We start from the raw sequence: 26,593 nt of genomic DNA, 5'->3' as shown, positions 1-26,593 counted from the left end.
GCGCACCGCCTGTTGCGGCGAGTCCGGAGAGAGGTCAATGTGCTCCTCCGCCGGGTCTTCCGGCTTGGGCGGCGGCCGTGGGCCTGCCTGCGTACGGGGCCACCATGGAGAGGGCCACGTCGACACAGTTGTTGTTGCCGGGGGAATTGGGTCCATCGCCGTTGATGTTCTGGCCCCAGGGGCCCTTCGTGGGGTCGGCCTGCCGAGTCGGGTCGCCGTTCTCGTCTCGGGGACCGAGTTGTCCAGGCCGTCCTGCTCGGCGCGGGTGGGGTTGGTGACGCGCCGGGAGGTGTGGCGTTGCGGGTCGCGGACGCCGGTGGTGGGGGTGGGCTTGGTGTTGTTGTCCTGGCCCTGCTGCTGGGGCGGCGGGGTGGCGTGGGGGCTGGTGGCGTTCGGGCCGGACGGGGAGTCGCTCGGGGTGGTCCGATGCGGAAGCGGCGGCGGTGATCAACCCTGCGTACCTTGCCGGGAATCACACACAGAGCGGAGCCGAACACAGTCGGAAGGCACCCTGTGACGGGTACTCGCACGGTCATTCCTGCGCTGTGATGTTCGCGGAGCTACGAGGTGGCCGACGCCGATTGCCGGATCCGCAGCGCCTTCGCCCCATGCTCGGTCGCGGCGACCAGGATGCCGTCGGGGGAGAGGTCGGCGCCGGTGAAGGGGGAGTCCGAGATCAGGGAAGCCACGACTGTCTGGCGTGACTGGTCCCATACACGGAGCTGATCTGTGCCTCGGAGGAGCGTGAGCTGGGCGGCTGCCCGGTCCTGTTCGGACAGCCGCAGCAGCTGTTCCGGTCCGGGCTCGTTGAAGAGAGTCGGCTGTACGAGGCTATGCATGAGCAGCGCGGAATCACTGTTCCCGGCCACGGGGAACGCGCCGGGCGTGCCGGTGGGTACCGTGAGAGCGGCGACAGGAGTAGGCGCTTCCGCTGGGCGTGGGAGCGTGCCGATCGTGACTTCGCTGATGTTGCGCAGGCGGACGCTCCACAGGGTCTGCCAAGGCAGGTCGAGGCCGAGCCGGTGCACCGCCGCGGCGAAGTCCGGAAGCTCGTCCTCGACGAACGCGCTCTCCAGCAGCGCAGCGCGGGCCAGGGTGGGTGCCTGCGTACGGGGCAGTAGAGGGGCGATACGCAGGTACGTATGCCCCGGAGCGCCGAGTGCTTGCGCTGGGACGGCCTCGACTGCTGCGCGCAGCGGCACTGGGGCGGCGTACACGAACAAACCGGGGTCGGTGAGGAGTTGGGGCAGCAGCCCGGCCTCCAAGGTGTGAGCTGCGATGTAGTCACGTACGTAGGGATCGGCCTTGCTCCAGTCCTGCCCGGGCACGGATTCCAGGAGTGCCATCGCGATCTGCGATTGTGCGGCCCGGACGTTGGGAAGCCCGGAGCGGATCTCGTCGGCGATGGCCGGGTGAAGTAGCTGAAGCAGCGCGCGCTCGCTGTTCGCGCCCGTCTGGAGGGACTGTACGAATGGTCCGGTCAGCGCTGCGGTGCCCGCTATCGACGTGGTCATGTCCTTGTCGGCCAGGGTGCTGTCGAGCCGTTCCCACAGCTCGACCGGCAGACTGTCCCCCTCGGCAAAGGCCAGGGGCGCGAGCAGTTGGCGCAGCGTCTGCGGATCGGCTCCGAGGCGGCGTGCGTGCAGGTCGAGTGCCTCGCCCGGGGAGGCGGGCAGTTGGCTTTCGTCTCCCGGTATGAAACCTGCTGGACTCGCCAGGATGCTCCGGACGGCGAGCTGCACCGTGAGCGGGCCGGTCCCGGCGCGACGCCCGATCGCCTCGGCGAGGGCCCGTCGGGTGGCAGGGTCGGTGGTGAACGGCAGCTCCGGCGCCCCGTGCTCGGGGCTGAGCAAGGCCTCAGCCTGCAGCGACAGACCCGGCGGGTCGGCCCACTGGGACTCGTCCAAGTCGATCACCTGCGCGGTGCCGGGCGGCAACCCCTCAACCAGACGCGCGGCGAGCTCACGCGGTACGTCGGCCAGAAGCCGGACGTTGGCCGTGGTGGCGAGCGGCTTGAGTACTTCCCGTACGACCCGGGCCGGTTCGCCGGTCGTCCGTACCGGGCCTGCGCGATCGACGTCCGGTACCACGACGGTGACGGTCCGGTCGAGGGCGGCCAGTTCGGCGTACACGTCCTCGATACGCGTGGCCTGCAAGCCGTAATGCTCCGCCAGCAGCCACCCGACCTGTGCAGCGGTCAGCCCTGCCGCACTCGGCACAGCGGGTGCGGGCAGGTCGGGCGGCACGGTCGACGGGTCCAGGTCGTCCAGCGGCAGCCGTTTGCGGAACTCCGGGTCGCACATCATGAGGAACCCGGTGAGCAGGTGCGAACGCCCGCTGCCCGGGTTGCCGGTGAGCACGATGACGCGTGGCGCGCCCGGCCACTCCATCCGCCATGCGGCGAGAGCGCGCAGCACGGTGACGCGGCCGCCTATGTGGGGATGGGGTGCGTAGCCGGTGGTCGGGGCGGTCATGGGTGTAGTCCTCGCGGGTGTGCCGGGGTAGGGGTGAAGGCTGGTCGCCAGGCGTCAGGCACCGGGCTCAGATGTCGGGCGACAGCTAGGCGTTGCGTTCGACGTTCTTGCGGTAGAGCGCGATGGCCTTCGCGGTCGGGTAGTTGGGGACGGTGACGGTTTCGCCGGTCTCCTTGGAGACCACGATCTTGGCGCCGCCTGGCGGGGAGGGCTGTGGGCGGCCGGCTGCGTCGGTGCGGGGCGGGAAGACCGCGTACACCAGGTAGCCGATGTCGAACTCGTGGACCTTGAGTTCGGCGGGAGTGCCGTCGGGAAGCTTGGGCTGGGCGTAGCGGCTGCGGACGATTTCCACGGCTTGGGTGGGGGTTGTGGGTGGGGCCTCGGGGGTCATGCGGGTCCTGTTCGTCGGTTGGAGTGTGCTGGGGGCAGCGCGTTGACTATGTGGGGAACTCGCCCACCCAGCCACCGTCGAGCAGGTACTTGGGTAGGTACTCCGACTCGACTTCCACGCTGAACCCTGAGTCGAGGGCAAGGCACGCGAGGGCCAGGTGGCCGAGGGCGATGATTCCGTCGGAATCGCGCTCCCGCTCCTCGTCGCGGGTCCAGAAGTCCTTGTGCCATTCGACGGTCTTGGCCAGCTTGGTGGTGAACCTGTCCTGGTCACCGCGAACCAGTTGAGTCAAGAGGGTCATGGGGGGATACATGAGGTTGAGTACAGCGCTTCGCAAGGCGGGCCGGACTGCCTCGGGGGCGGTGTCGTCGCGCGGGCCGAGGCGAAGAGGGCGGAACCCACGTGCATCGCGGTGACACAGGCTTCCCAGGTCTCGAGCTTGTCGGCCTTGGGATCCCCCCCCCCCCCCGAGCAGCGACTGGCGAGGAGCGTGGTCCCAGAACTCAGGGCCATGGAGAACCACTCGGGGTTCTCCTCGAGGTCCTCGAGCTCCTCCTCAAGATCTGTCTCCAGCTCTCGAAGTACCTGAGGGAGAGCCCCAGTCAGAAATTCATGACGTGGGATCTTGATCATCTTCGTCCTTCTCCACCTCCGTTCCATCTACCGCCGCCAGCACCAACCAGAAGCTGGTCCGGAGTGGTGGACGGACCTTGTTCTGTTGCTTGGGGTGTCTGGCTGGGGGCTACGTGGGGAATTCGTTGATCCACGCGCCGACGATGAGGTGCTTGGGGAGGTACTCGGACTCGACGCTGATGGTGAACCCGGCCTGGACGGCGAGACAGGTGACGGCCAGCGGGCCCAGGGCGATGAGGCTTTGGGGGTTCAGCTCGCGGTCTTCGTCGCGGGTCCAATAGTCCTTGTGCCACTCCAGGGCCTTGGCCAGTTCGGCGTTGAACTTGTCCTGGTCGCCGCGTGCCAGCTGGGTCAGGAGGTTCATCGGGGGATACATGATCTGGAGGACGCTGTCGCGCGGCGCGTGTCGCAGGACGGCGGGATCGGTCCCGTCCACCGCGGCCACCAGTTTGTCGCCGAACTCTGGGCGCTTGAGCCAGTAGGCCTGCAGCGCTTCCACCCAGTCGTAGATGTACTCGTCGAACTCTCCTTCGGCTTGCCGAAGCCGTGAGACCGGGAACTGGCTCAGTTCGGTCATTCGCTTCTTCTCGCGGCAGACACAGGCGAGCCAGAAGGCGTTGAGCCAGTTGCCGGCATGAGCGCGGGGCAGGGCGCCGGCGCGGATGGCGTGCATCGTGTGACCGATGCGGCACTCGATGCTGTCGGTCGTGGCCTGAGCCGACGCGAAGAGGGCGGAGCCGACCTGCATGGCGGTGACGCAGACCTCCCACGTCTCGAGCTTGTCGGCGTCCGGGTCCACGACGCAGCGCAGGCCGAGGAGCTTGATGGCGTCAGCCAGAACGTTCGAGAACCATGAGGGTTCGGTCTGGAGGTCGTCGACGTCGTCCCAGAAGTCCTTGGTATAAGACTCGAGGATCCTCGGGACATTTCGCGTTGGGAAATCATGTCGCGGAATCTGCATCGTTTTGCTTCTCTGCTTCCGTTCTGATGTCGAACTGCTGCATCTCGTAGCCCTGGTGCTGCCCCCCGGAAGACTTTCCCTTGACGAGTATGTACGTGACTCGTGACGGGTTCGCGTTCAGGGCCTTTCTGAGGTCGCGTGCTAGTTGCCGTTCCGCCTCGGCGGCCTCCCGCTCGGCGTCGGTCTCGGCCTTGAGGTCGTTCCGGCGTGCGCGCTCCTCCATCTCATGGAGGATCGTCTCAAAGTACGCGCGAGTGCCCTGCCGTACTTTCGGGACGCCTGGGGTCGGTGCGTCCTGCCCGCTCTCGCCGGTCTGGTCGTTCTGATCGCTGTCGACCTGATCCTGGCGGGAGCCGTTGTCCGGCTCGGCAGAGGGGCCGGAACCGTTGTGCTCGGGGAGTCCACGCCGCTCGCCGAGTCCGGCCTTCAGTGAACCCTTGGCCTCTACGACGACGAATTCGGGCGGGTCGGTGCTCGGGTCCACCCATATCTGGTCGAACCGGTTGTTTCCTGTTGCCCGGTCGTCGATCCGCGTGTAGTCGGGGAAGTGTCGGGGCATGGCGTGGAACTCGGCGACCTGCTCGCCGTAGTCCTCGCTGGCCCTGGTCATTTTTCCGTGCAGCGGGCTGTGCTTCTCGTCTGCTTCCTGGAACTTCTTCAGGTTCTCGTCGGTTTTGTTCTTCTCGTAGGCTTCCTTGGCCGCCTGCCGGTCTTTATGCGGCTGGTCGTCGGCGTCGATCGCGTCCTGGCGGGCCTTTGCGGCCTCGTCGAGCCGCTTGAGGTTCTCCTCGGAGATCTCTTCGTCCCGTTTGCCCTTACCTTCGCCCTCGTCGATGTACGACTCCCGTTCGGCGTCCGGTGCGTCGTTGGCCAGCATCCACGGCGCATTGGGGTCGTTCGTGGGATGCAACTGAGGGACGGGGCGGCCGTCTTCTGCGGGGTTTGTCACGCTCCGGCGGTAGCCGCTCTTCGGGTGGTAGTACTTCTCGAACCAGGCCCTGTCCTTCGGGTCCTTTGAATTGGCGCGCGCGAGCATGTCCAGGTCACGCTGCCGAAGGCTTGCCTGGTCGTTTGCGTTTGGGGTATTGCCCGCAGGCTCCGCAGGACCGGAGGGGCGCTCAGGGTTCGTCGACCGGGAGGTCTGCGCCGGGTTCTCGGGTGCGATGTCGCCGTAGAGCGGTTTCTTGCCGTTGACGGAGTCCTTGACGTAATTGGCCGCATCGGCGTTCTTGCCCTCGGGGAGGTTCTCCCGCTTCGGAACGGCCGAGTCGTTGTTCATGCTGCTCGAACGGTCGGGCTGGTCGTCGGCTGGCGACTGGTCCGGGACTTCGGGCCGGTTCTTGTCCGGGTCCTCCGGCCGTGATTCCTCGATGTGGTCCGGGCGCGTGTTGTCCGGGCGTGACTCGTCCGCTTGCGGCGGCGTGTTCGGCCGCTGACCGTCGGGCCGGTCGCTGGTCTCCTCCGGCTTCGCCTCCGTGGGGTTCTCCCGACGCGGGTCGGTCGTACGGGGGTCCGAGGTTTGCGGTTCCGTGGTTCGCGGGTCGGGGATGCGAGGGTCCGAGGGCGGGGTGGTGGTCTGCTGGGGCGTGGGGTCGCTCGGAGCGTCGCGTTCAGGGCTGGGGGCCGGGGTGTCGGTCGCAGTCCGGGTAGGCGCCGGTTCGTTGTCCGACGTGGATTTGTCGGTGCCGTCGGGAGTAGTGGTGTGCGCCGTGGATGGCGAGGACTCCCCGTCGCGCGGCCCGTCCTGTGCGTCGGGACGTGTCTGCTGGTCCTTGGTGTCGGGAGTCTCAGGGGTCTCGGCGGCCTCGGCGGTCTCGGACGTCTCGGACGTATCGGCCGGGGACGGATGGTTCTGTTCGGCGGACGACTCCGGTGTCTCCGAGGGCCCGGGTTGCGTCGAGTCGCCGGTTTCGGGGGACGCCTGCTGGTCCTCGGGCGTGGCGTCGTTCTGCGTGTTGTTGTCCGGTTGCCCGTTGCTGTCGGAGTTCTCCGCGTTCTCGGAGTTCTCGGAGTTTTCCGACTGAGACTCGTCGTTCGGATCCTGGGAGTCGTCGGTGTCCTCCGTCTCCACGGGGTGGAGCGGATTCCCGTCCGGGTCCATCGGGATGTGCCAGACGTGCTCGGCATCGGCGATGTGCAGCGGGTCGTGGCTGACCTCGCCGCTCTGGGTGTCGATCCAGACGACTTTGCCGTTGTGGTTGACGGCATTGAAGGCGTGGCCGCCGCCGCCGGGCCAGTCGACCTGGACGATGGCGTGCGCGCCGTGCCCTGCCTGCAGGAGGTCGTCCGCGATGCGCTGGGCGGTGTCCGGGTCGCTGCCTTCACCGGCGTACGAGTGCGGAGCACCCGACCAGCGGATCTGGTTCTCGTTCGCGTCGTTCTCCGGCGACCAGGGGTCCGGGTTCCCGTCCTCGTCGGTGTCAAGGGTGCGGGGGGCCGAGACCTGCGGGTTACCGCGCCAGGTCTCGAGGAAGGACCGGGAGCAGTCGGCGCAGTTGTTGCTGCGCCCGGGCACTTCGTTGCCGCCGTCGTTCTGGAGCTGGCTCCAGGGGCCGAAGGGATCGGGGAACCGCTGGGGGGTGCCGTCGGGATTCCACGGCACGGCGTTCGCCAGCAGCTGCTGGTCCTGGGGGTCGGGCTCCGTCAGCCCTCCCGGGTATTGATCCAGGTCGTCGCGGATGTCGTCGAGACTGTCCGTCTGCGGCTGCGTCTGCGGCTCCGGCTTGTCGGACGTGTCGGGGTCTGCCTGTGGCGAGCCCGGTGCCTGCGGGCCGGACCGGCTGGGGTTCGACGCCTGGGATGGGGCGTTAGGGCCGGGGACCGGGGTGTGGATCGGTACCGCGGTCAGAGGCTGTTGTTGCTGCTGGTTCGGGGTGCTCGACGGCGTGCCGGGGTTGCTGCTGGGCTGCTGGGGAGCGTTGGGCGTACTGCCCGACGGCTGGTGAGGCCGTGTGGGGGAGTTGCCCGCGCCCGGTTGCGACGTATGCGGTTTGTTGCCGGCCGGAGTCGGTGCCGTATCGGGTGTACGCCCGGGGGCGCCGGAGCCGGGTGTGCCGGAGTTGGGCGTACTGGGCGTGCTCGGCGTCGGCGTTGGAGTACTGGCGGGCGACGGTGTGTTCCTGGGCGGGGCCGGCTGCCGCGGGTCCTGGTTCGGGGTAGTCGGGCTTGGGCTCTGGTTCGTGTGGGGGCTGCGGCCGTCCGACGCGCTCTGGCCGGTGGGGCCTTGGCCGGGAGACCGACCGCCGGTTGAGCCTGGGGTGTTCTGGTTCGGGGTGCGGCTGTCACTCGTGCCGGGTGTGTTCTGGTGGGGTCCTGGACTACGGGTGCTTGCCCCGCCCGGCGTGCTTTGGTTCGGGCTGGATACGTGTCCGGGCACCGCCCCGGGGGTGCGGCCGTCCGTCGATGGTGTCGGCGTACTGCGTGGTGGCGTCGACGGTGTCGGGCCAGGGGTTGAGGCCGGGCCCGTTCCGGTGGGGTTGGGGGTGCCTGGGGTGGTGGAGGGGGTCCTGGGCGGGCCCTGTGAGGGGTTGGGGCTGGTGGGGCTCGTGCCGGACGGGGAGCCGCTTGGGGTGGTGTTTGTGCCTGTACGGGCGCCTGCCGCACCGTCCGCTGCCGTTGAGGGCGGCGTGGGCGAGGTCGGCATCGAGGAGTTGCCGTCCGGGCGCGGGGCCGCGGTTGAGGGGTCGGCCGTGGTCGGTGTCGGGGCGGCGTTGGACTGGGTGGGGATGCTGGCGGCGAGGCTGTCGATCGACGTACTGATCCCGCCGCCGCTGTTCGTGGAGGACGGTGTTGCGCCGGCTGTCGGTGTGGGAGCCGATTGCGGGGAGGGTGAGGAGAGGCCGCCGGGGGAGGAACCACTGCGGTTGTCGCCGGCACTGGGTGTGTTGCTGCTGGTGTCCGGGGCGGGGGATGGGGACGGCGACGTATTGCTGGGTGCGGGGTCGTCGAAGTCCGACAGCGTCGGCCGGGAGGGCGAATTGGAGGAGGAAGGATTCTGCCCGGAGTCAGGGGTGCTGGGCGTCGAGTCCGGGGTGCCGCTTGGCGTGTCGGTACTGGGTAGCCCTCCGAGGTCGGGGGCGTTGTAGCTCGCGGGTTCGTCGCCGTCGGCGGATATGTTGCCGCCGATGTTGGTGTTGCCCGTGTTGGCGTTCGCACGTGAGGTCGTCGACGAGTCCGAGCTGGAGGAGTCCGAGGTGTTTGACGAGTCCGAGGTGTTCGACGAGTCAGTGTCCCCCGAACTGTCGTCTCCGTCGCCGCTGTTGCTATTGGTGCCGTCACCGCTGTTGTTGCCCGCCGCAGGGCTGTTGCGGTTGTTGTAGGCATCCATGCTGCTGTTGTAGCCGCTGTCAATGCCGTCGCGGACGCTGCTGCCGGCCTTCCTGCCCAGGCCGTCGCGCACGCCCTCGGCGAACGTCTGCGGGCTTTGCTTGATGGCCTCCCACCCGCCCTTGGCGCCGGCCGAGACGGTCTTGCTGAGGTCGAAGCCTTCCTGGGTGCCGAAGCCGACGTTGACCGACTGCGTGACCAGGTCGGTGACCATGGCCTGGACCGCCGATACGGCGGGTTCCTTCATCATCTCGATGATGGCCTGCATCAGCGCGTCTTTGAGTGCGTCGAGGATGCGGCGTACAGCCACGCGGGTCAGCTGCGTGGCGGCCATGCCGGCGGCAGCGGAGAGGCCGAAGGTGACGACGGACGCGGCAGCGGCGGCGGCGATCTGGATGGCCAGCGCGATGAGTTGGACGATGACCGCCCACTTCGCGAACTCCACCAGAAACGCCGCGGCCTCAAAGGTGGCCGCGATGACGTACGCGGCTTCCGCGGCGTTGGCGAGGTAGCCGTCCGAGCCGCCGTCGGAGAACTTCTTGTAGTGCGTGGTGAACGCGTCGATGGACTCGCCCGCGTTGTGCGCGACCACGGTCTGAGCGCTGGTATTCGCCCGTATGTGCAGCTTCTGGGCGTCGTCACCGAACTGGCGCCACAACGCGGCGGAGTCTCTGAGCAAGTCCTCATTCGCTGTCGGCCACCTGTAGCCGAGCATCTCCAGGACCCACTCGACCTCGTCCGGCAACATCATCGCCACAGCGCGCCACACCCCCGATAGGCAACCGCCGCACAACGCCCCCCAACGACAAGGGGAATCACACGCAGTGCAGCCGTCCCCAGAGCTTACTGACCATCACCGGAGCAACTCGAGAGGGTTCCTGTTACAACCCTGTCGCAGGGGTGCCTAAAGGCCGCAACGTCGTCAGACCGACTTGAAGTTGTTCACCTTCGCGCCGCCGTCGGCATCGTGCTGCGCGGTGAGCGCCGCGTACTTCGCGTCTTCTTCGATCTCGTGCTTCTCGTGCCGCACGCCCATCGCGGTGAACTTCAGGCCCATACCAGCGATCCGCTTCGCGAGGCTGGGCATCGAGTCCTTCATGCCGTCGCGCAGACCTTCGTAGACGACGCCGAAGTGCTCGCCCAACTCGTCGTCGCCCCACGGCGGAGTCTTGCCCGACTTGCCCTCGATGGCGTTCAGTCCCTCGAACAGTGCCTTCGCAGCCTTGGCATAGTCCTGGCCCACCTCGAACATGTGGAAGCCCTCGCTCTTGAGCACCGACGCATCGGTCCTCATCGTGTCGTCCCCCACCTGCAACTACCCCCCACGCTCGCACGTCTGTCGCAGCGTCAGCCTAGCGCCCGCGCCACACCCCTTCCAAGAAAAACGCGAGAGGGGCGGCGCCCACCAGGCGCCGCCCCTCACACACATGCGTACAACCGAACAGGTCAGAACCGCGGCGGCAGCCAACCCGTCTGCACCATCTGCCCACTGCGCCGCCGCGTGTGGAAGTACCCACGCCCCGGCGGCAGCTGCGACGGCGAGATGTTGCCGAGCAGCGCACCCTCCGACCGGTCGCCGGACATCACCAGACCCTGCGCCCCGAGCTCCCGCAGACGCTGCATCACCGGCTCGTACAGCGACCGGCTCGCGCCGCCCGCCGAGCGCGCGATGATGACGTGCAGGCCGACGTCACGGGCGTACGGCAGGTACTCCACCAGCGGCGACAGCGGGTTCATGCCGGTCGCCACCAGGTCGTAGTCGTCGATGATGACGAACGCGTCCGGGCTGTTGTACCAGCTGCGGTTCCTCAGCTGCTCCGGCGTGACGTCCGGCCCCGGCATACGGCGGCTGAGCGACCCGGCCAGCCCCTCCAGCGTCTCCGTCAGCGCGGGCGCCGACGCGCAGTAGCGCGACAGGTGCGAGTCCGGTACGGCCTCCAGATGCGCGCGCCGGTAGTCACCCATGACGATCTTCGCCTGGTCGGGCGTGTACCGCTCGGTGATCTGCTTGATGAGCAGCCGCAGCACCGACGACTTACCGGACTCGCTCTCACCGAACACGATGAAGTGCGGGTCCGTCTCGAAGTCGATGAAGACGGGCGCGAGCGCCGACTCGTCGATACCGAAGGCGACACCGCGATCCGGGTGCTCGAAGCCCTTCGGCAGCCGGTCCGCCTCCATGATCCTCGGCAGCAGCCGGACGGCCGGAGCCGGGTTGCCCTGCCAGTTCTCGTTGATGCCCCGGATGAGTACGGCCGTGGCCTCCGCCAGGTCCTCCGTCTCCGAAGAGCCGTCGACCCGCGGCAGCGCGGTCATGAAGTGCAGCTTGTCCGTGGTCAGACCACGACCGGGGACGGACGCGGGCACGTTCTGCGCCACCTTGCGGTCGATCTCCGACTCGGTCGGGTCACCGAGCCGCAGCTCGATGCGGTTCTGCAGCATGTCCTTGAGCGCGGGCCGCACCTCGGTGTAGCGGCTCGCCGTCAGGATCACGTGTACGCCGAAGCCGAGACCGCGCATCGCCATGTCGGTGATGCTCGCCTCGAGCATCTCGTAGTCCGTCTTGAAGGTCGCCCAGCCGTCGATGACGAGGAAGACGTCACCCCACGGCTGGTCGGGCAGCTGCCCGGCCGCCCTGCGCTGCCGGTAGGTCTGGATCGAGTCGACGTTGTTCGCGCGGAAGTACTCCTCGCGCGCGTTCAGAATGCCCTCGACCTCGCTGACCGTACGGCGGACCTTCTCGCCGTCGAGCCGGTTCGCGACCCCGCCGACGTGCGCCAGGTCCTCCATCGCGATCAGACCGCCACCGCCGAAGTCCAGGCAGTAGAACTGCACTTCGCTCGGCGTGTGCGTGAAGGCGAACGACGAGATGAGCGTACGCAGCAGAGTCGACTTGCCGGACTGCGGACCACCGATGAACAGGCCGTGACCCGCACCGCCCGCGAAGTCCCGGTACAGCACGTCACGCCGCTGCTCGAACGGCTTGTCCACCAGACCGACCGGCACATTGAGCCGGCCGAGCGCCGTGTACTCCGGCGCGGTCAGACCGCGCTCCGCCGTGACCGCCAGCGCCGGCAGCAGCTGCTCCAGCGAGGGCGCCTCCTCCAGCGGCGGCAGCCACACCTGGTGGGCCGGCGGCCCCTGGTTCTCCATCTTGGCGACGATGACGTCCAGAACGGTGTCGGCAAGCGCGTCGTCGACCCGGTTGTCGGCCTCCGGCTCCTCGATCACCGGCTGCGGCGGCAGTGCCACATGCTGCGCCGTGAAGAGCGCGGGCCGCAGCTGCGTGGAGCGGTGCACCCGCGAAGGACCCTCACCGTGGTACGCGCCCGACACGTACGCCGCCTTGAAGCGGACCATGGTGTCGGTGTCGTACCGCAGATAACCGGACCCGGGAATCGACGGCAGGTGGTACGCGTCCGGGACACCGATCGCCGTACGCGACTCGGCGGCGGAGAACGTACGCAGACCGATCCGGTACGACAGATACGTGTCCAGCCCGCGCAGCTTGCCCTCCTCCAGGCGCTGCGAGGCGAGCAGCAGATGCACACCCAGCGAACGGCCGATGCGGCCGATCTGGATGAACATGTCGATGAAGTCGGGCTTCGCCGTGAGCAGTTCGGAGAACTCGTCGAGCACGATCACCAGAGAAGCCAGCGGTTCGAGCGCGGCGCCGGCCGCCCGCGCCTTCTCGTAGTCGTGGATGTTGGCGTAATTGCCTGCCGTACGCAGCAGCTCCTGGCGGCGCTGCATCTCACCCATGATCGAGTCACGCATACGGTCGACGAGCGTGAGGTCGTCCGCGAGGTTGGTGATGACGGCCGCGGTGTGCGGCATGTCCACCATTCCGGCGAACGTCGCACCGCCCTTGAAGTCCGCGAGGATGAAGTTCAGCGTCTCCGAGGAGTGCGTCACGGCGAGACCGAGTACGAGCGTACGCAGCACCTCGGACTTGCCGGAACCGGTTGCTCCGACACACAGGCCGTGCGGGCCCATGCCCTCCTGCGAGGCCTCCTTGAGGTCGAGCATGACCGGCTCGCCGTTCTCACCGACACCGATCGGTACGCGCAGCCGCTCGTGCAGCGTGCGCGGACGCCAGGTGCGCGAGACGTCGACCGAGCCGGCGTCGCCGATGCCCATGAGGTCCGTGAAGTCGAGGTTGGACAGCAGAGGTTCGCCCTCTTCCGCCGTACCGACCCGGAACGCGGCGAGCTGTCGCGCCAGCGATTCGGCCTGCGGCAGGCTCAGCACATCCGGCTTGCCGCTGTACGCCGAGTCGTGTCCGACGTACAGCTGAAGCTTGTTCGGCTTCAGATACGCCGTCAGGTTCCCCCGCAGCTCGTCCTCCAGCTCCCCGGGGGAGATCTCCAGGAACGTGACGCCCTGAAGCCCTTCCGAGCCGGCGAGTCCGGAGTCCGGCGGAACGGTGCCGCCGTCGAGCACCACGATCAGGTGCGGCTGGTCGTAAACGGGGTTCGCGTCCCGGTTCCAGCGCGGCCGGTCGGCCAGCTGGTCCTCCAGCGCCTCCTCCAGCTCACCGAGGTCGTCGAACAGGAGCCGGGCCGAGCCCGCCCCGTCCTTGGCCTTCGGATGCTGGCTGTGCGGCAGCCACTTGATCCAGTCCCAGTCCGCCGCGGCGGAGGGATGCGCGACCACGGCGACCATCAGGTCCTCGGGCGAGTGCAGCGTCGCGAGCTGGGCAATGGCCGCGCGGGCGTTGCCGTAGACGGTGTCACTGTCGCCGGCCAGCATCACGTGGTAGAAGGCGCGCAGCGAAACCGACACCGGCAGGTCGGCCAGACTTCCGTGCGCGTCGAGGAACGCTTTCATGGCCGCCGCAGTCAGCGGCTCCAGCTCCTCCTTGGGAGCGGTCTCCGGAGCGGCGAGCGGAGTTGCCAGCTGCTGGCTGCCGAGACCCATGCGTACGGACGCGAAGTCGGCGTCGGTCGGCCGCCGTTCCCACAGCCGTTTGCCGTCCGCGGCCACCGCCCAGAGCTGGTCCGGGGCCGGGTGCTGGAAGAGCTGCGTACGCCGCTGGAGTTCAGCGGTCTTGTGCACGTCCTTGCGGACCTGCTCGAGATAGCGGAAGTAGTCACGCCGGTCCTGCGCCATCCCCGCGCCGCCGCCCTGCCGGGACTTGGCGAACTGAGCGATGCCCATGGCGAGGGTCGAGGCGAGCATCAGCCCACCCACCACCCGCATATAGGACGGCAGGTTCGGCATGAAGAAGAAGCCGACAGAACCCAGCATGCCCATCATCGGCAGCAGGCTCATCAGCACACCGTCGTCGCCCTCCCGCGGAATTTCGGGAGGCGTCTCCAGCTTCACCTCGCCGTCCGGGACAGCAGGCGGCTGTATCCGCGGCTGCCGTTTGATGATGACGACGCTCACCGATGCACTCATCCTTCGCGATTGCTGTGTCTTCCCGGGTGCAACCCCCGGACCCCCGGCCCGAAGAGCAGGCACGCGTAGGCGCTGATCCTACTGTTACGCCAGAGCGCGCAGGGCGTCAGGAGGGAGGCGAGAGCGTGGAGATGCGGGGGAGTCCGAGGAGGAATGAGGGAGGCGGGACCTGTGCCCCCGCGCGTGGGCGATAAGGTGGCGCTCCGCGTCGTACGAGCGGCGTAAAGAAGCTTGTCTAGCAGGGGGAACTACCAGGTGAGCACGGGCACATCGACGGGTTTCTGCCGAGTCACCGTCGCAGCGCCGGACAGTCGTATTGATGTGGCGCTGCCGGAGGACCTGCCGATCCAGGACATCTATCCGGAGATCATCAGGCTCTCGGGCATGGCCCAGCCGGACGGCAGTCTCGCCGGCTACCACCTCGTACGCCGCGACGGCCATGTGCTCGACGCGAGCCGTTCGTTGCTGGAGCACCGGGTCAGGGACGGCGAGGTGCTGTTGCTGCGCACGTTCGCCGATTCGCTGCCGCCGGCTGTCCATGACGACGTGGTCGACGCGGTCGCCACCGCCGTCAAGCAGGATCTGCGCGGCTGGAACGACAACTTGATGCGGGTCGCGGGCCTCGTCTCCGGCGTACTGCTGCTGACGATGCTCGGCTTCGTGTTCTGGTTCGCCGACCCGCTGCGGCACGACATGCACGGACTCCAGGGCATCGTCGCCGGTGTGGTCGCGCTGGCGCTGACGGCACTCGCGGGCGTACGTGGCCGGGTGTACGACGACCGGGCATCCGCCGTCGCGCTGGGCATCGCGGCGCTGCCGCACGCGCTCATCGCGGGCTCCGGTGTCATTCCGCAGGACGCGGGCGAGGGTCCGGGCAGGCTGCAGTTCCTGGTCGGCTGTGTCGCCGTCCTTCTCTTCTCCGTCGTACTGATCATGCTGCTGCCGCAGGGAGACGCCCCGTTCGTCGCCGCGGCGCTGGCAGCGGCCATCGGTACGTTCGCCGCGTTCGGCGGAGTACTCACCGAGGCACAGCCCCGTGAGATCGCGGCCGCCACCTCGGTCGTCGCACTGGCGGTCGTCGGCTTCCTGCCGGGCTGGTCGGCCCGCTTCGCCAAGTTGCCGATCGGCTTCCGCAACCCGGAGGACCTGGCCAGGGCCCGCCGCGAGGGCCAGGAGGGCAACCTCGAGGCCGTCGACGTACAGCGCATCGTCGCCCAGACCAGCCGCGGCCACGAACTGCTGCTCGGCCTCGTCGGCGGCTGCGCCGTCGTCATCCTCGGCGCGGGCGGCGCGGTGCTCGGCTTCAGCGACAGCGGCTGGGCCCAGCTGATGGCCCTCGTCACCGCGCTGGCCGCGATGCTGCGGGCACGCCTGTTCCGCTACACCGCTCAGGTCACCTGCCTGCTGGTGGCCGGCGTCATGACGACCGGCCTGCTGATCCTCGGCCTCGCGATCTCGCCCCCGCTCGAGATCATCATGGACCTGGCCCAGGGCAACTCCGCGGGCGTCGACGTACGCACCCTGTGGCTCGGCGCCTCGGTCGCGGTCGGCGCGATGCTGCTGATCGCGATCGCCCTGATCGTTCCGAACAAGGGCCTGTCCCCCTTCTGGGGCCGGATGCTCGACCTCGCCGACTCGCTGGTCCTGCTCTCCCTGATCCCGATCTGCCTGGCGGTCCTCGATGTGTACGCGAAGGTCAAGGGCGGCGTCTGAGCCGGTGACGTACGCCGTCAGCGGCACTCGCATCTGCTGGTAAGCTGCATGACGGCCGCTTGTGTATGCGCCCCCGGACCTCCGGAGGCTGCGCCCCGCGGATCCCCGCCTCCCGAGTAACGGAAGCTCCCCAGAGAATTCGACCTGGGGCACTCGATGGCAATACGAAGACCAAGAGGAGTACGCGTGCCGCTCGACGCCGCTACGAAGAAGCAGATCATGACCGAGTTCGCTCAGAAGGAAGGCGACACCGGCTCCCCCGAGGTCCAGGTCGCCATGCTTTCGCGCCGGATCTCGGACCTGACCGAGCACCTGAAGACGCACAAGCACGACCACCACTCCCGTCGTGGTCTGCTGATCCTGGTCGGCCAGCGTCGCCGCCTGCTGCAGTACCTGGCCAAGAAGGACATCCAGCGCTTCCGTGCCCTGGTCGACCGCCTCGGCATCCGCCGTGGCGCGGCCGGCGGCGCCAAGTAAGACGGACGTCGTGAAGGGAGCGGTACCCCACTTCTAGGGGACCGCTCCCTTTGCTGTACGTACGAGAAGTGCGCGACGTACCGGACGCTCAGTAGTCTGGTCGTACAACGCAACACAGAACACGAGCGAGAGGCGGCTTCCCCGCCGCCGGTCCTCGGTAGTGGCCCCCGGAGCACATCGACCCCGGGGTCTTCGATCGAAGACCGGCCCGCAGCCGGAAGCGCTTCTCCGCCACCGTCCCTCCGCCACACGGGCGCATGGGACGAAAGACGAAAAGTATCGGAGATAACGCTAGTGGAGAACGAGACCCACTACGCCGAGGCCGTCATTGACAACGGTTCCTTCGGCACCCGCACCATCCGCTTCGAGACGGGCCGCCTGGCCAAGCAGGCCGCCGGCTCCGCCGTGGCGTACCTGGACGACGACACCATGGTGCTGTCGGCCACCACCGCTTCGAAGAAGCCCAAGGACCAGCTCGACTTCTTCCCCCTGACGGTGGACGTCGAGGAGCGGATGTACGCAGCCGGCAAGATCCCCGGCTCCTTCTTCCGTCGTGAGGGCCGGCCCTCCGAGGACGCGATCCTCACCTGCCGCCTGATCGACCGCCCGCTGCGCCCCTCCTTCAAGAAGGGCCTGCGCAACGAGATCCAGATCGTCGAGACGATCATGGCGCTCAACCCCGACCACCTGTACGACGTGGTCGCGATCAACGCCGCCTCCTGCTCCACGATCCTGGCGGGCCTGCCCTTCTCCGGCCCGATCGGCGCCACCCGCGTCGCCCTGATCAAGGGCCAGTGGGTCGCCTTCCCGACGCACACCGAGCTCGAGGACGCCGTCTTCGACATGGTCGTCGCGGGCCGCGTCCTGGAGGACGGCGACGTCGCGATCATGATGGTCGAGGCCGAGGCCACCGAGAAGACGATCCAGCTCGTCGCGGACGGCGCCGAGGCTCCGACCGAGGAGATCGTCGCCGCCGGTCTCGAGGCCGCGAAGCCGTTCGTCAAGGTCCTCTGCAAGGCCCAGTCGGACCTCGCCGCCAAGGCTGCCAAGCCCACCGGCGAGTTCCCGGTCTTCCTCGAGTACCAGGACGACGTGCTGGAGGCGCTGACCGCCGCCGTCAAGTCCGAGCTCACGCAGGCGCTCACCATCGCCGGCAAGCAGGACCGCGAGAGCGAGCTCGACCGCATCAAGGAGATCGCCGCCGAGAAGCTGCTCCCGCAGTTCGAGGGTCGCGAGAAGGAGATCTCCGGTGCGTACCGCGCGCTGACCAAGCACCTGGTCCGCGAGCGCGTCATCAAGGACAAGGTCCGCATCGACGGCCGTGGCGTCACGGACATCCGTACGCTCGCCGCCGAGGTCGAGGCCATCCCGCGCGTGCACGGCTCGGCGCTGTTCGAGCGTGGCGAGACCCAGATCCTGGGCGTCACCACCCTCAACATGCTCCGGATGGAGCAGCAGCTGGACACTCTTTCCCCGGTGACCCGCAAGCGCTACATGCACAACTACAACTTCCCGCCGTACTCCGTCGGTGAGACCGGCCGCGTGGGCTCGCCCAAGCGCCGCGAGATCGGCCACGGCGCGCTCGCCGAGCGCGCAATGGTGCCGGTGCTGCCGACGCGCGAGGAGTTCCCGTACGCGATCCGTCAGGTGTCCGAGGCTCTCGGCTCCAACGGCTCGACGTCCATGGGTTCGGTCTGCGCCTCCACCATGTCGCTGCTGAACGCCGGTGTGCCGCTCAAGGCCCCCGTCGCCGGTATCGCCATGGGCCTGATCTCGCAGGAGATCGACGGCAAGACGCACTACGTCGCCCTCACCGACATCCTCGGCGCCGAGGACGCGTTCGGTGACATGGACTTCAAGGTCGCCGGTACGAAGGAATTCGTCACCGCCCTCCAGCTCGACACCAAGCTGGACGGCATCCCGGCCTCCGTCCTGGCCGCGGCCCTCAAGCAGGCCCGCGACGCCCGCCTCCACATCCTCGACGTGATGATGGAAGCGATCGACACGCCGGACGAGATGTCCCCCAACGCCCCGCGGATCATCACCGTCAAGATCCCCGTGGACAAGATCGGTGAGGTCATCGGCCCCAAGGGCAAGATGATCAACCAGATCCAGGAGGACACCGGCGCGGACATCTCGATCGAGGACGACGGCACCATCTACATCGGTGCCCAGGTCGGCTCGCAGGCCGAGGCGGCCCGCGCGACGATCAACGCGATCGCGAACCCGACCATGCCGGAGGTCGGCGAGCGCTACCTGGGTACGGTCGTCAAGACCACCACCTTCGGTGCCTTCGTCTCCCTGATGCCCGGCAAGGACGGTCTGCTGCACATCTCGCAGATCCGCAAGCTCGCCGGTGGCAAGCGCGTGGAGAACGTCGAGGACGTCCTCGGTGTGGGCGCGAAGGTCCAGGTCGAGATCGCCGAGATCGACTCCCGCGGCAAGCTCTCCCTCGTCCCCGTGATCGAGGGCGAAGAGGGCACCGACGCCGACCAGAAGGCCGACGCCGACCAGTGACATCCCGTAGTTCCGTGACGACGGCCCGCACCTCTTCGGAGGGGCGGGCCGTCGCCCGTACCCAAACACTGCTCAAGGGCCAGAACGGCATCGGCACCGTCCGCAGGACCACCCTCCCCGGCGGCCTGCGCATCGTCACCGAGACCCTGCCCTCCGTACGCTCCGCCACCTTCGGCATCTGGGCGCATGTCGGCTCGCGCGACGAGACGCCCACCCTGAACGGCGCCACGCACTACCTGGAGCACCTCCTCTTCAAGGGCACCGAGAAGCGCAGCGCCCTCGATATCTCCTCCGCGATCGACGCGGTCGGCGGCGAGATGAACGCCTTCACGGCGAAGGAGTACACGTGCTACTACGCACGTGTCCTGGACACCAACCTCCCCCTCGCGATCGACATCGTCTGCGACATGCTGACGGGGTCCCTGATCAGGGCCGAGGACGTCGACGCCGAGCGCGGAGTCATCCTCGAAGAGATCGCGATGACCGAGGACGACCCGGGCGACGTCGTCCACGACCTGTTCGCCAAGACGATGTTCGGCGACACCCCGCTGGGCCGCCCGGTCCTCGGCACCGTCGACACCGTCGAGGCGCTCTCCGCGGACCGCATCCGCCGCTTCTACAAGAAGCACTACGACCCGACGCACCTGGTCGTCGCGGCCGCGGGCAACGTGGATCACGCCACCGTCGTACGCCAGGTCCGCAAGGCCTTCGAGCGGGCCGGCGCCCTGTCCCGTACGGACGCCGTCCCCCTCGACCCGCGCGACGGCTCCCGCATCATCCGCACGGCCGGCCGCGTCGAGCACCTGAACCGCAAGACGGAGCAGGCGCACGTCGTCCTCGGCATGCCGGGCCTGTCCCGCACCGACGACCGCCGCTGGGCGATGGGCGTACTCAACACCGCTCTCGGTGGCGGCATGAGCTCCCGCCTCTTCCAGGAGGTACGGGAGAAGCGCGGCCTGGCCTACAGCGTGTACTCGTACACCTCCAGCTTCGCCGACTGCGGCCTCTTCGGCGTGTACGCCGGCTGCCGGCCCGGCCAGGTCCACGACGTACTCAAGATCTGCCGCGACGAGCTCGAAAAGGTCGCCGCGGACGGTCTGCCCGACGAGGAGATCGACCGCGCCGTCGGCCAGCTCTCCGGCTCCACGGTCCTCGGCCTGGAGGACACCGGCGCGCTCATGAACCGCATCGGCAAGAGTGAGCTGGCGTGGGGCGACCACATCTCGGTGGACGACATGCTCGCCCGGATGGCGGCAGTGACGCCCGACGACGTACGGGAGGTGGCCGCCGAAGTCCTGGGCCACCGTCCCTCGCTGTCGGTCATCGGCCCGCTGAAGGACAAGCAGGCGGACCGCCTGCACGAATCAGTCGCCTAGAGACGCCAGACAGAAAGAAGCAAGCAATGAGCAAGCTGCGCGTGGCCGTTCTCGGTGCCAAGGGCCGAATCGGCTCCGAGGCCGTACGGGCCATTGAGGCCGCGGACGACATGGAGCTGGTGGCGGCGCTGAGCCGGGGCGACAAGCTCGAAGCCCTCGTCGAAGCGGACGCCCAGGTCGTGGTCGAGCTGACCACCCCCGCCTCGGTGATGGGCAACCTCGACTTCTGCGTACGCCATGGCATCCACGCGGTCGTCGGCACCACCGGCTGGTCCGACGAACGCCTCGCGCAGCTGCGCTCCTGGCTCGACACCTCCCCGGAGGCGGGCGTGCTCATCGCGCCCAACTTCTCCATCGGCGCCGTCCTCACCATGAAGTTCGCCCAGCAGGCGGCCCCGTACTTCGAGTCCGTCGAGGTCGTCGAGCTGCACCACCCGAACAAGGCCGACGCCCCCTCCGGCACCGCGACCCGCACCGCCCAGCTCATCGCGGCGGCCCGCGCCGAGGCCGGCAGCGCCCCCCAGCCCGACGCCACGACCACGGCACTCGACGGCGCCCGAGGTGCGAACGTGGACGGCGTACCCGTACACGCCATCCGCCTCCGCGGCCTTCTCGCCCACCAGGAAGTCCTCCTGGGCGGCGAGGGCGAGACCCTGACGATCCGTCATGACTCCCTGCACCACAGCAGCTTCATGCCGGGCATCCTGCTCGGCGTACGCCGTGTGGTCACCACTCCCGGCCTCACCTTCGGCCTGGAAAACTTCCTCGACCTGAACTGACGGCAGCAAAACCCATGCGCGCAAAGATCACGTACTTCGTCCTCGCCGCCGTCCTGGTCGTCTACTTCGTCCTGGCCGGCAGCCGCGGCTACTTCCTCATCCGGGAAGGGACCGTCCTCACCGTCACCTTCGGTGTCGCGGTGCTGATCCTCCCGGCCATCGGCGTCTGGTTCCTCTGGCACACCACGCAGTTCGCCCGCAAGGCGGACGCGCTGTCGGCGAAGCTGGAGGCTGAGGGCGGCCTGCCCGTGGACGAGCTGGTACGTACGCCCGCCGGACGCATCGACCGCGACTCCGCCGACGAGGTCTTCGCCCGGCGCCGCGCGGAGACCGAGGACGCCCCGGACGACTGGCGCTCCTGGTTCCGTCTCGCGATCGCCTATCACGACGCGCGGGACACCCCGCGCGCCCGCAAGGCGATGCAGCGGGCGATCGCGCTGCACGAGGGCAAGTAGACCCACGACCCACGCGAAAGGGGGCGTCCGACGGGACGCCCCCTTTCACATGCGTTGGTGAGTCTCAGACGGGCCGGTACTCGTCGCCCCACGCCTCGACCGTGTCGGCAGCCCGGTCGAAGGCCTCCACCCGCGACAGGAAGTCCGCGTTGTGGTCGGTGAGCAGCTGAAGCCGCTCGCCGCTGTGCCGCACCAGTACGAGCGCCTGGCCCTGCACCGTGCGCGGCAGCCCGAGCCACCGCACCGGCTGCTGAACCGTGCGTACGTCCGTGGCCCGGCCCCACGGCACCGTGGTCGTCGAGAAAAAACCCACGCGCCGCAGCCCGTGCCGGCTGACCCAGGCACCGACGCGCAGCAGCCGAAGGGCGCAGGCGATCATGACCAGGGCGAGGCCCAGACAGATCCCGGCTCCCGGCATCGCACCGGCAAAGGCGATGATCATCGCCGCCAGCAGAACGAAGGACGCCATGAGCAGCAGCAGGGCTGCCGCTCCGACGCGCCAGGGCCCGGGGCGGTAGGGCCTGCGCCATTGATCGTGGTCGTCGAAGGGCAGTGCGACATCGTCGGACGTCTCACCGGCCACTTCGAACGCACGGTCGGCCGTCAGGAAAGGCAGGGGCACGACTGATCCTCACTCACCAGCACGCTCGATTGGGCTGTGCCCGGTGAGGCTACCGAGGAGGTCTTCGCCGGGCTACCTCAGGGGGCCCGGACGAGTCAGCGACCGTCAGCGGCTTCGGACTTCTGTGTCGCACCCGGGCCCTGTGCGGGATCGAGGGCGGGAACCCCGAAGAGCAGCGATCCCACCAGTCCGGCGACGACGGTGAAACCGATGAGCATACGACCCACGACCTGGGACGCACTCGGACGTTCGGGGGGCGGAGGGGTGACGTTACTGCGGAATCGGTCGGCCTCGGCAACGAATGCGAAGGGGACGGACTCTCGCCGGCGCAACATGGGGCGGCACTCCTTTGTTTTTTTTGACCTGGTACTAGGGCTTCTACAGGGACAGACGTACAAAGCTGTCTCTTGGTGCCCGATTTCCCTGAATTGGCCGAACAATGTCCCCCGAGCGCCGACTGAGTCCGACCGAGTACGCGGCTGACCGTCACTGTCACCCCCGGCCCGTAGAGTGTGGGGCGCCCGAGCGATGTACATGGAAGGACCCCGCCGGTGACTGTTACCCCTGATGGCACCCCCACAGAGACCCCGAAGCCCAGCTTCCGCAGCGAAGTGACCGTCGAACTGGTGAAGCACACCGCCAGCGACTCCGACGTCCTGTGGGCCGCCCGTGTCTCGACCGCCGGCGAGCAGTCCCTGGAGGAGCTGAGCAAGGACCCGGAGCGCTCCAAGGGCCTCATCAACTACCTGATGCGGGACCGCCACGGCAGCCCCTTCGAGCACAACTCGATGACGTTCTTCATCAGCGCCCCGATCTTCGTCTTCCGCGAGTTCATGCGCCATCGCGTCGGCTGGTCGTACAACGAGGAATCGGGCCGCTACAGGGAGCTGGAGCCGGTCTTCTACGTCCCCGGTGAGTCCCGCAAGCTCGTCCAGCAGGGTCGCCCCGGCAAGTACGAGTTCGTCGAGGGCACCCCGGAGCAGCAGGAGCTCACGACCCGCGCGATGGAGGACTCCTACCGCCAGGCGTACGACGCCTACCAGGAGATGCTCGCCGCCGGAGTGGCCCGCGAGGTCGCCCGCGCGGTACTTCCCGTAGGCCTGTACTCCTCGATGTACGCGACGTGCAATGCCCGCTCCCTCATGCACTTCCTCGGCCTGCGTACGCAGCATGAGCTCGCGAAGGTGCCGTCCTTCCCGCAGCGCGAGATCGAGATGGTCGGCGAGCAGATGGAGGCCCACTGGGCCAAGCTCATGCCCCTCACCTACGCGGCCTTCAACAACAACGGACGAGTCGCGCCGTAAGGCCTGAACACCGGCCTGAGTACAGATGTACGGGTCGACCGTCCGAAGTGTCCGTATTGCCGCAGTTCGAGAATTTCATCTAGGCTGATCAAACGGACCCGGCACTGCTTGAACCCCCGAGCAGGCAGTGTCGGGTTCTACTCTTCCTGTACGTCTGACCTCCCCCGAGGGGACACCACGCGTTGAGCAGCGAGTAGCGTGTTACCCATGGCTCCGATCTCCACTCCGCAGACCCCCTTCGGGCGGGTCCTCACCGCCATGGTCACGCCGTTCACGGCGGACGGCGCACTTGACCTCGACGGCGCCCAGCGTCTTGCCGCCCACCTGGTGGACGCGGGCAACGACGGGCTGATCGTCAACGGGACCACCGGCGAGTCCCCGACCACCAGCGACGCGGAGAAAAACGACCTGGTACGGGCGGTCCTCGAAGCCGTCGGAGACCGGGCGCACGTAGTGGCCGGAGTCGGCACCAACGACACCAGCCACAGCCTCGAGCTGGCCCGCACCGCCGAGCAGACCGGCGCCCACGGCCTCCTCGCCGTGACGCCGTACTACAACAAGCCCCCGCAAGAGGGCCTGCTCAGGCACTTCACGGCCATCGCCGACGCCACCGAGCTCCCCGTGATGCTCTACGACATCCCGGGCCGCAGCGGTGTGCCGATCAACACCGAAACGCTCGTCCGGCTCGCCGAGCACCCGCGGATCGTCGCGAACAAGGACGCCAAGGGCGACCTCGGCCGCGCCAGCTGGGCCATCGCCCAGAGTGGCCTCGCCTGGTACTCCGGCGACGACATGCTGAACCTTCCCCTCCTGTCCGTCGGCGCGGTCGGTTTCGTCTCGGTCGTCGGCCACGTGGTCACCCCCGAGCTGCGCGCTCTCCTGGAGGCCCACCTCGCCGGCGACGTGCGCAAGGCGACCGAGATCCACCAGCGGCTCCTCCCGGTCTACACCGGCATGTTCCGCACCCAGGGCGTCATCACCACCAAGGCCGCCCTCACCCTCCAGGGCCTGCCCGCAGGCCCGCTGCGCCTTCCCATGATCGAGCTCACGCCGGACGAAGAGGCACAGCTCAAGCGGGACCTGGCAGCCGGCGGAGTCCAGCTCTAGCCGCCACAGACTTCACAACTGAATAAGCAGGAATCCCACAGACAACAGCAAGTGCACGAATGTCATGCGCGCCACGTGCCTCAGCGGTACGTGGCGTGTGTGGTGAGGAGAGTCTTTTGAGTCATCCGCATCCTGAACTCGGTACGCCGCCGAAGCTCCCGAAGGGCGGCCTGCGCGTAACCCCGCTCGGCGGTCTCGGCGAGATCGGCCGCAACATGACAGTCTTCGAGTACGGCGGCCGCCTGCTCATTGTCGACTGCGGCGTGCTCTTCCCCGAGGAGGAGCAGCCCGGCATCGACCTGATCCTGCCGGACTTCACGTCCATCAAGGACCGCCTCGACGACATCGAAGGCATCGTGCTCACGCACGGCCACGAGGACCACATCGGTGGCGTCCCCTTCCTGCTCCGCCTGAAGCAGGACATCCCGCTGATCGGCTCCAAGCTGACCCTCGCCCTGATCGAGGCAAAGCTCCAGGAGCACCGCATCCGCCCGTACACCCTCGAAGTCACGGAAGGCCACCGCGAGCGCGTCGGCCCCTTCGACTGCGAGTTCGTGGCGGTCAACCACTCCATCCCGGACGCGCTGGCCGTCGCCATCCGCACCCCGGCGGGCATGGTCGTCCACACCGGCGACTTCAAGATGGACCAGCTCCCGCTGGACCGCCGCCTCACCGACCTCCCGAAGTTCGCCAAGCTCGGCGAGGAGGGCATCGACCTCCTCCTCTCCGACTCGACGAACGCCGAGGTCCCGGGCTTCGTACCGCCCGAGCGCGACATCTCGAATGTCCTGCGTACGGTCTTCGCGAACGCCCAGAAGCGCATCATCGTGGCGAGCTTCGCCAGCCACGTACACCGCATCCAGCAGATCCTCGACGCGGCCCACGAGTACGGGCGCCGCGTCGCGTTCGTAGGCCGCTCGATGGTCAGGAACATGGGCATCGCCCGGGACCTGGGCTACCTCAGGGTCCCGGCCGGCCTGGTCGTCGACGTGAAAACCCTCGACGACCTCCCCGACCACGAGGTGGTCCTCGTCTGCACCGGCTCCCAGGGCGAGCCGATGGCAGCGCTCTCCCGGATGGCCAACCGCGACCACCAGATCCGCATCGTCCAGGGCGACACCGTCATCCTGGCCTCGTCACTCATTCCGGGTAACGAGAACGCGGTCTACCGGGTGATCAACGGTCTGACCCGCTGGGGCGCCAACGTCATCCACAAGGGCAACGCCAAGGTCCACGTCTCGGGCCACGCCTCGGCCGGCGAGCTGCTGTACTTCTACAACATCTGCAAGCCGAAGAACCTGATGCCGGTCCACGGCGAATGGCGCCACCTGCGCGCCAACGCCGAGCTCGGCGCCCTCACGGGTGTTCCCAAGGACCACATCGTCATCGCCGAGGACGGCGTGGTGGTCGACCTGATCGACGGCCGCGCGAAGATCGTCGGCAAGGTCCAGGCGGGCTATGTGTATGTCGACGGCCTCTCGGTCGGCGATGTCACCGAGACCCACCTCAAGGACCGCCGGATCCTCGGCGAGGAGGGCTTCATCTCGGTCTTCGTCGTGGTCGACACCGCCACCGGCAAGATCGTGGGCGGCCCGAACATCCACGCGCGAGGCTCCGGCATCGAGGACTCGGCCTTCTCGGCCGTCGTCCCGCGCATGGAGGAAGCCATTGCCAAATCGGCCTCCGACGGCGTCCTGGAGACACACCAGATCCAGCAGCTCATCCGCCGTACGGTCGGCAAGTGGGTCTCCGACACCTACCGCCGCCGTCCGATGATCCTGCCGGTCGTCGTCGAGGTCTGACGGGCCCAACTGGGAGCGGGGCGCCTCGATTTGCATCGAGGCGCCCCGCTCCAGTAAGTTTACGACTCCTCCTGAACGGGAAGCCCGGCGCACTGGTGCGCCTGGGGCCACCCGAACGGGGTGGGAATTCCGACTCAGAACTTCTGATAAAGTCGGAATCGCCGGAAAGGGAAACGCGAAAGCGAAGAACTGGAAAGCACCGAGGAAGTCGGACACGAAAAAGTCTGATAGAGTTGGAAACACGAAATACCGA

The 26,593-nt window shown here is 68.0% G+C and carries 18 protein-coding genes; 9 read left to right on the top strand and 9 right to left on the bottom strand.

The annotated features are described in order from the left end of the window. Positions 1 to 560 precede the first annotated feature (560 nt). The 7 genes from J7E89_RS18095 to eccCa all read right to left on the bottom strand — a co-directional run bounded on the left by J7E89_RS18095 (position 561) and on the right by eccCa (position 14,176). Positions 561 to 2,474 (bottom strand): ATP-binding protein, encoded by a 1,914-nt coding sequence (locus tag J7E89_RS18095; RefSeq protein ID WP_214974720.1) that lies wholly within the window; start codon positions 2,472 to 2,474, stop codon positions 561 to 563. 85 nt (positions 2,475 to 2,559) lie between these two features. Further along, the gene (locus tag J7E89_RS18090; RefSeq protein ID WP_214974718.1) at positions 2,560 to 2,865 is read right to left on the bottom strand and encodes a hypothetical protein; all 306 of its coding nucleotides are present in this window, start codon (positions 2,863 to 2,865) and stop codon (positions 2,560 to 2,562) included. A 46-nt stretch (positions 2,866 to 2,911) separates the two neighbouring features. Next, complete coding sequence (locus J7E89_RS18085; protein WP_308315512.1) at positions 2,912 to 3,388, bottom strand: immunity 49 family protein; 477 nt, start codon at positions 3,386 to 3,388, stop codon at positions 2,912 to 2,914. A 219-nt stretch (positions 3,389 to 3,607) separates the two neighbouring features. Further along, positions 3,608 to 4,459 (bottom strand): immunity 49 family protein, encoded by an 852-nt coding sequence (locus J7E89_RS18080; RefSeq protein ID WP_214974714.1) that lies wholly within the window; start codon positions 4,457 to 4,459, stop codon positions 3,608 to 3,610. Then, a complete protein-coding gene (locus tag J7E89_RS18075) occupies positions 4,440 to 9,536 on the bottom strand; it encodes a toxin glutamine deamidase domain-containing protein (RefSeq protein ID WP_251060717.1) in 5,097 nt (1,698 codons plus the stop codon). Before J7E89_RS18075 ends, J7E89_RS18080 begins: the two co-directional genes overlap by 20 nt. A gap of 171 nt (positions 9,537 to 9,707) precedes the next feature. Further along, positions 9,708 to 10,079, bottom strand: a complete 372-nt coding sequence (locus J7E89_RS18070; protein ID WP_214974710.1) for a hypothetical protein — start codon at positions 10,077 to 10,079, stop codon at positions 9,708 to 9,710. Positions 10,080 to 10,231: 152 nt separating this feature from the next. After that, entirely contained in the window at positions 10,232 to 14,176 is a 3,945-nt protein-coding gene (eccCa, locus tag J7E89_RS18065) for a type VII secretion protein EccCa (protein WP_214974708.1), read from the bottom strand. 267 nt (positions 14,177 to 14,443) lie between these two features. Between eccCa and eccD the strand changes: the two genes are divergently transcribed. The 6 genes from eccD to J7E89_RS18035 all read left to right on the top strand — a co-directional run bounded on the left by eccD (position 14,444) and on the right by J7E89_RS18035 (position 21,505). After that, positions 14,444 to 15,901 carry a type VII secretion integral membrane protein EccD gene (gene eccD / locus J7E89_RS18060; RefSeq protein WP_214974707.1) on the top strand — a complete coding sequence of 486 codons (1,458 nt, stop codon included), beginning with the start codon at positions 14,444 to 14,446 and terminating at the stop codon, positions 15,899 to 15,901. Positions 15,902 to 16,087: 186 nt separating this feature from the next. Next, positions 16,088 to 16,378, top strand: a complete 291-nt coding sequence (gene rpsO, locus J7E89_RS18055; RefSeq protein ID WP_018551846.1) for a 30S ribosomal protein S15 — start codon at positions 16,088 to 16,090, stop codon at positions 16,376 to 16,378. 294 nt (positions 16,379 to 16,672) lie between these two features. Next, positions 16,673 to 18,895, top strand: a complete 2,223-nt coding sequence (locus J7E89_RS18050; protein ID WP_214974706.1) for a polyribonucleotide nucleotidyltransferase — start codon at positions 16,673 to 16,675, stop codon at positions 18,893 to 18,895. Then, positions 18,892 to 20,271, top strand: a complete 1,380-nt coding sequence (locus J7E89_RS18045) for a pitrilysin family protein (protein WP_214974705.1) — start codon at positions 18,892 to 18,894, stop codon at positions 20,269 to 20,271. Before J7E89_RS18050 ends, J7E89_RS18045 begins: the two co-directional genes overlap by 4 nt. A gap of 26 nt (positions 20,272 to 20,297) precedes the next feature. Continuing rightward, positions 20,298 to 21,050 carry a 4-hydroxy-tetrahydrodipicolinate reductase gene (gene dapB / locus J7E89_RS18040; protein WP_214974704.1) on the top strand — a complete coding sequence of 251 codons (753 nt, stop codon included), beginning with the start codon at positions 20,298 to 20,300 and terminating at the stop codon, positions 21,048 to 21,050. Positions 21,051 to 21,064: 14 nt separating this feature from the next. Beyond that, positions 21,065 to 21,505 carry a hypothetical protein gene (locus J7E89_RS18035; protein ID WP_214974703.1) on the top strand — a complete coding sequence of 147 codons (441 nt, stop codon included), beginning with the start codon at positions 21,065 to 21,067 and terminating at the stop codon, positions 21,503 to 21,505. Between the two features lie 64 nt (positions 21,506 to 21,569). Here J7E89_RS18035 and J7E89_RS18030 read toward each other — a convergent pair whose 3' ends face one another. Together J7E89_RS18030 and J7E89_RS18025 are read right to left on the bottom strand one after the other, a co-directional pair. After that, the gene (locus tag J7E89_RS18030; protein ID WP_214974702.1) at positions 21,570 to 22,127 is read right to left on the bottom strand and encodes a hypothetical protein; all 558 of its coding nucleotides are present in this window, start codon (positions 22,125 to 22,127) and stop codon (positions 21,570 to 21,572) included. 95 nt (positions 22,128 to 22,222) lie between these two features. Beyond that, a complete protein-coding gene (locus tag J7E89_RS18025) occupies positions 22,223 to 22,462 on the bottom strand; it encodes a hypothetical protein (RefSeq protein WP_214974700.1) in 240 nt (79 codons plus the stop codon). A 216-nt stretch (positions 22,463 to 22,678) separates the two neighbouring features. Between J7E89_RS18025 and thyX the strand changes: the two genes are divergently transcribed. The 3 genes from thyX (at position 22,679) to J7E89_RS18010 (ending at position 26,340) form a co-directional block, all read left to right on the top strand. Then, a complete protein-coding gene (gene thyX, locus J7E89_RS18020; RefSeq protein ID WP_214974698.1) occupies positions 22,679 to 23,431 on the top strand; it encodes an FAD-dependent thymidylate synthase in 753 nt (250 codons plus the stop codon). A gap of 207 nt (positions 23,432 to 23,638) precedes the next feature. Beyond that, positions 23,639 to 24,538 (top strand): 4-hydroxy-tetrahydrodipicolinate synthase, encoded by a 900-nt coding sequence (dapA, locus tag J7E89_RS18015; RefSeq protein WP_214974696.1) that lies wholly within the window; start codon positions 23,639 to 23,641, stop codon positions 24,536 to 24,538. Between the two features lie 116 nt (positions 24,539 to 24,654). Then, positions 24,655 to 26,340: a ribonuclease J gene (locus tag J7E89_RS18010; protein WP_214974694.1), complete on the top strand. Its 1,686-nt coding sequence runs from the start codon at positions 24,655 to 24,657 to the stop codon at positions 26,338 to 26,340. Positions 26,341 to 26,593: the final 253 nt, after the last annotated feature.

The organism is Streptomyces sp. ISL-100, assembly GCF_018614615.1.
In the GTDB taxonomy this organism is placed as follows: domain Bacteria; phylum Actinomycetota; class Actinomycetes; order Streptomycetales; family Streptomycetaceae; genus Streptomyces.
This window is presented reverse-complemented; position numbering and strand designations above follow the sequence as displayed.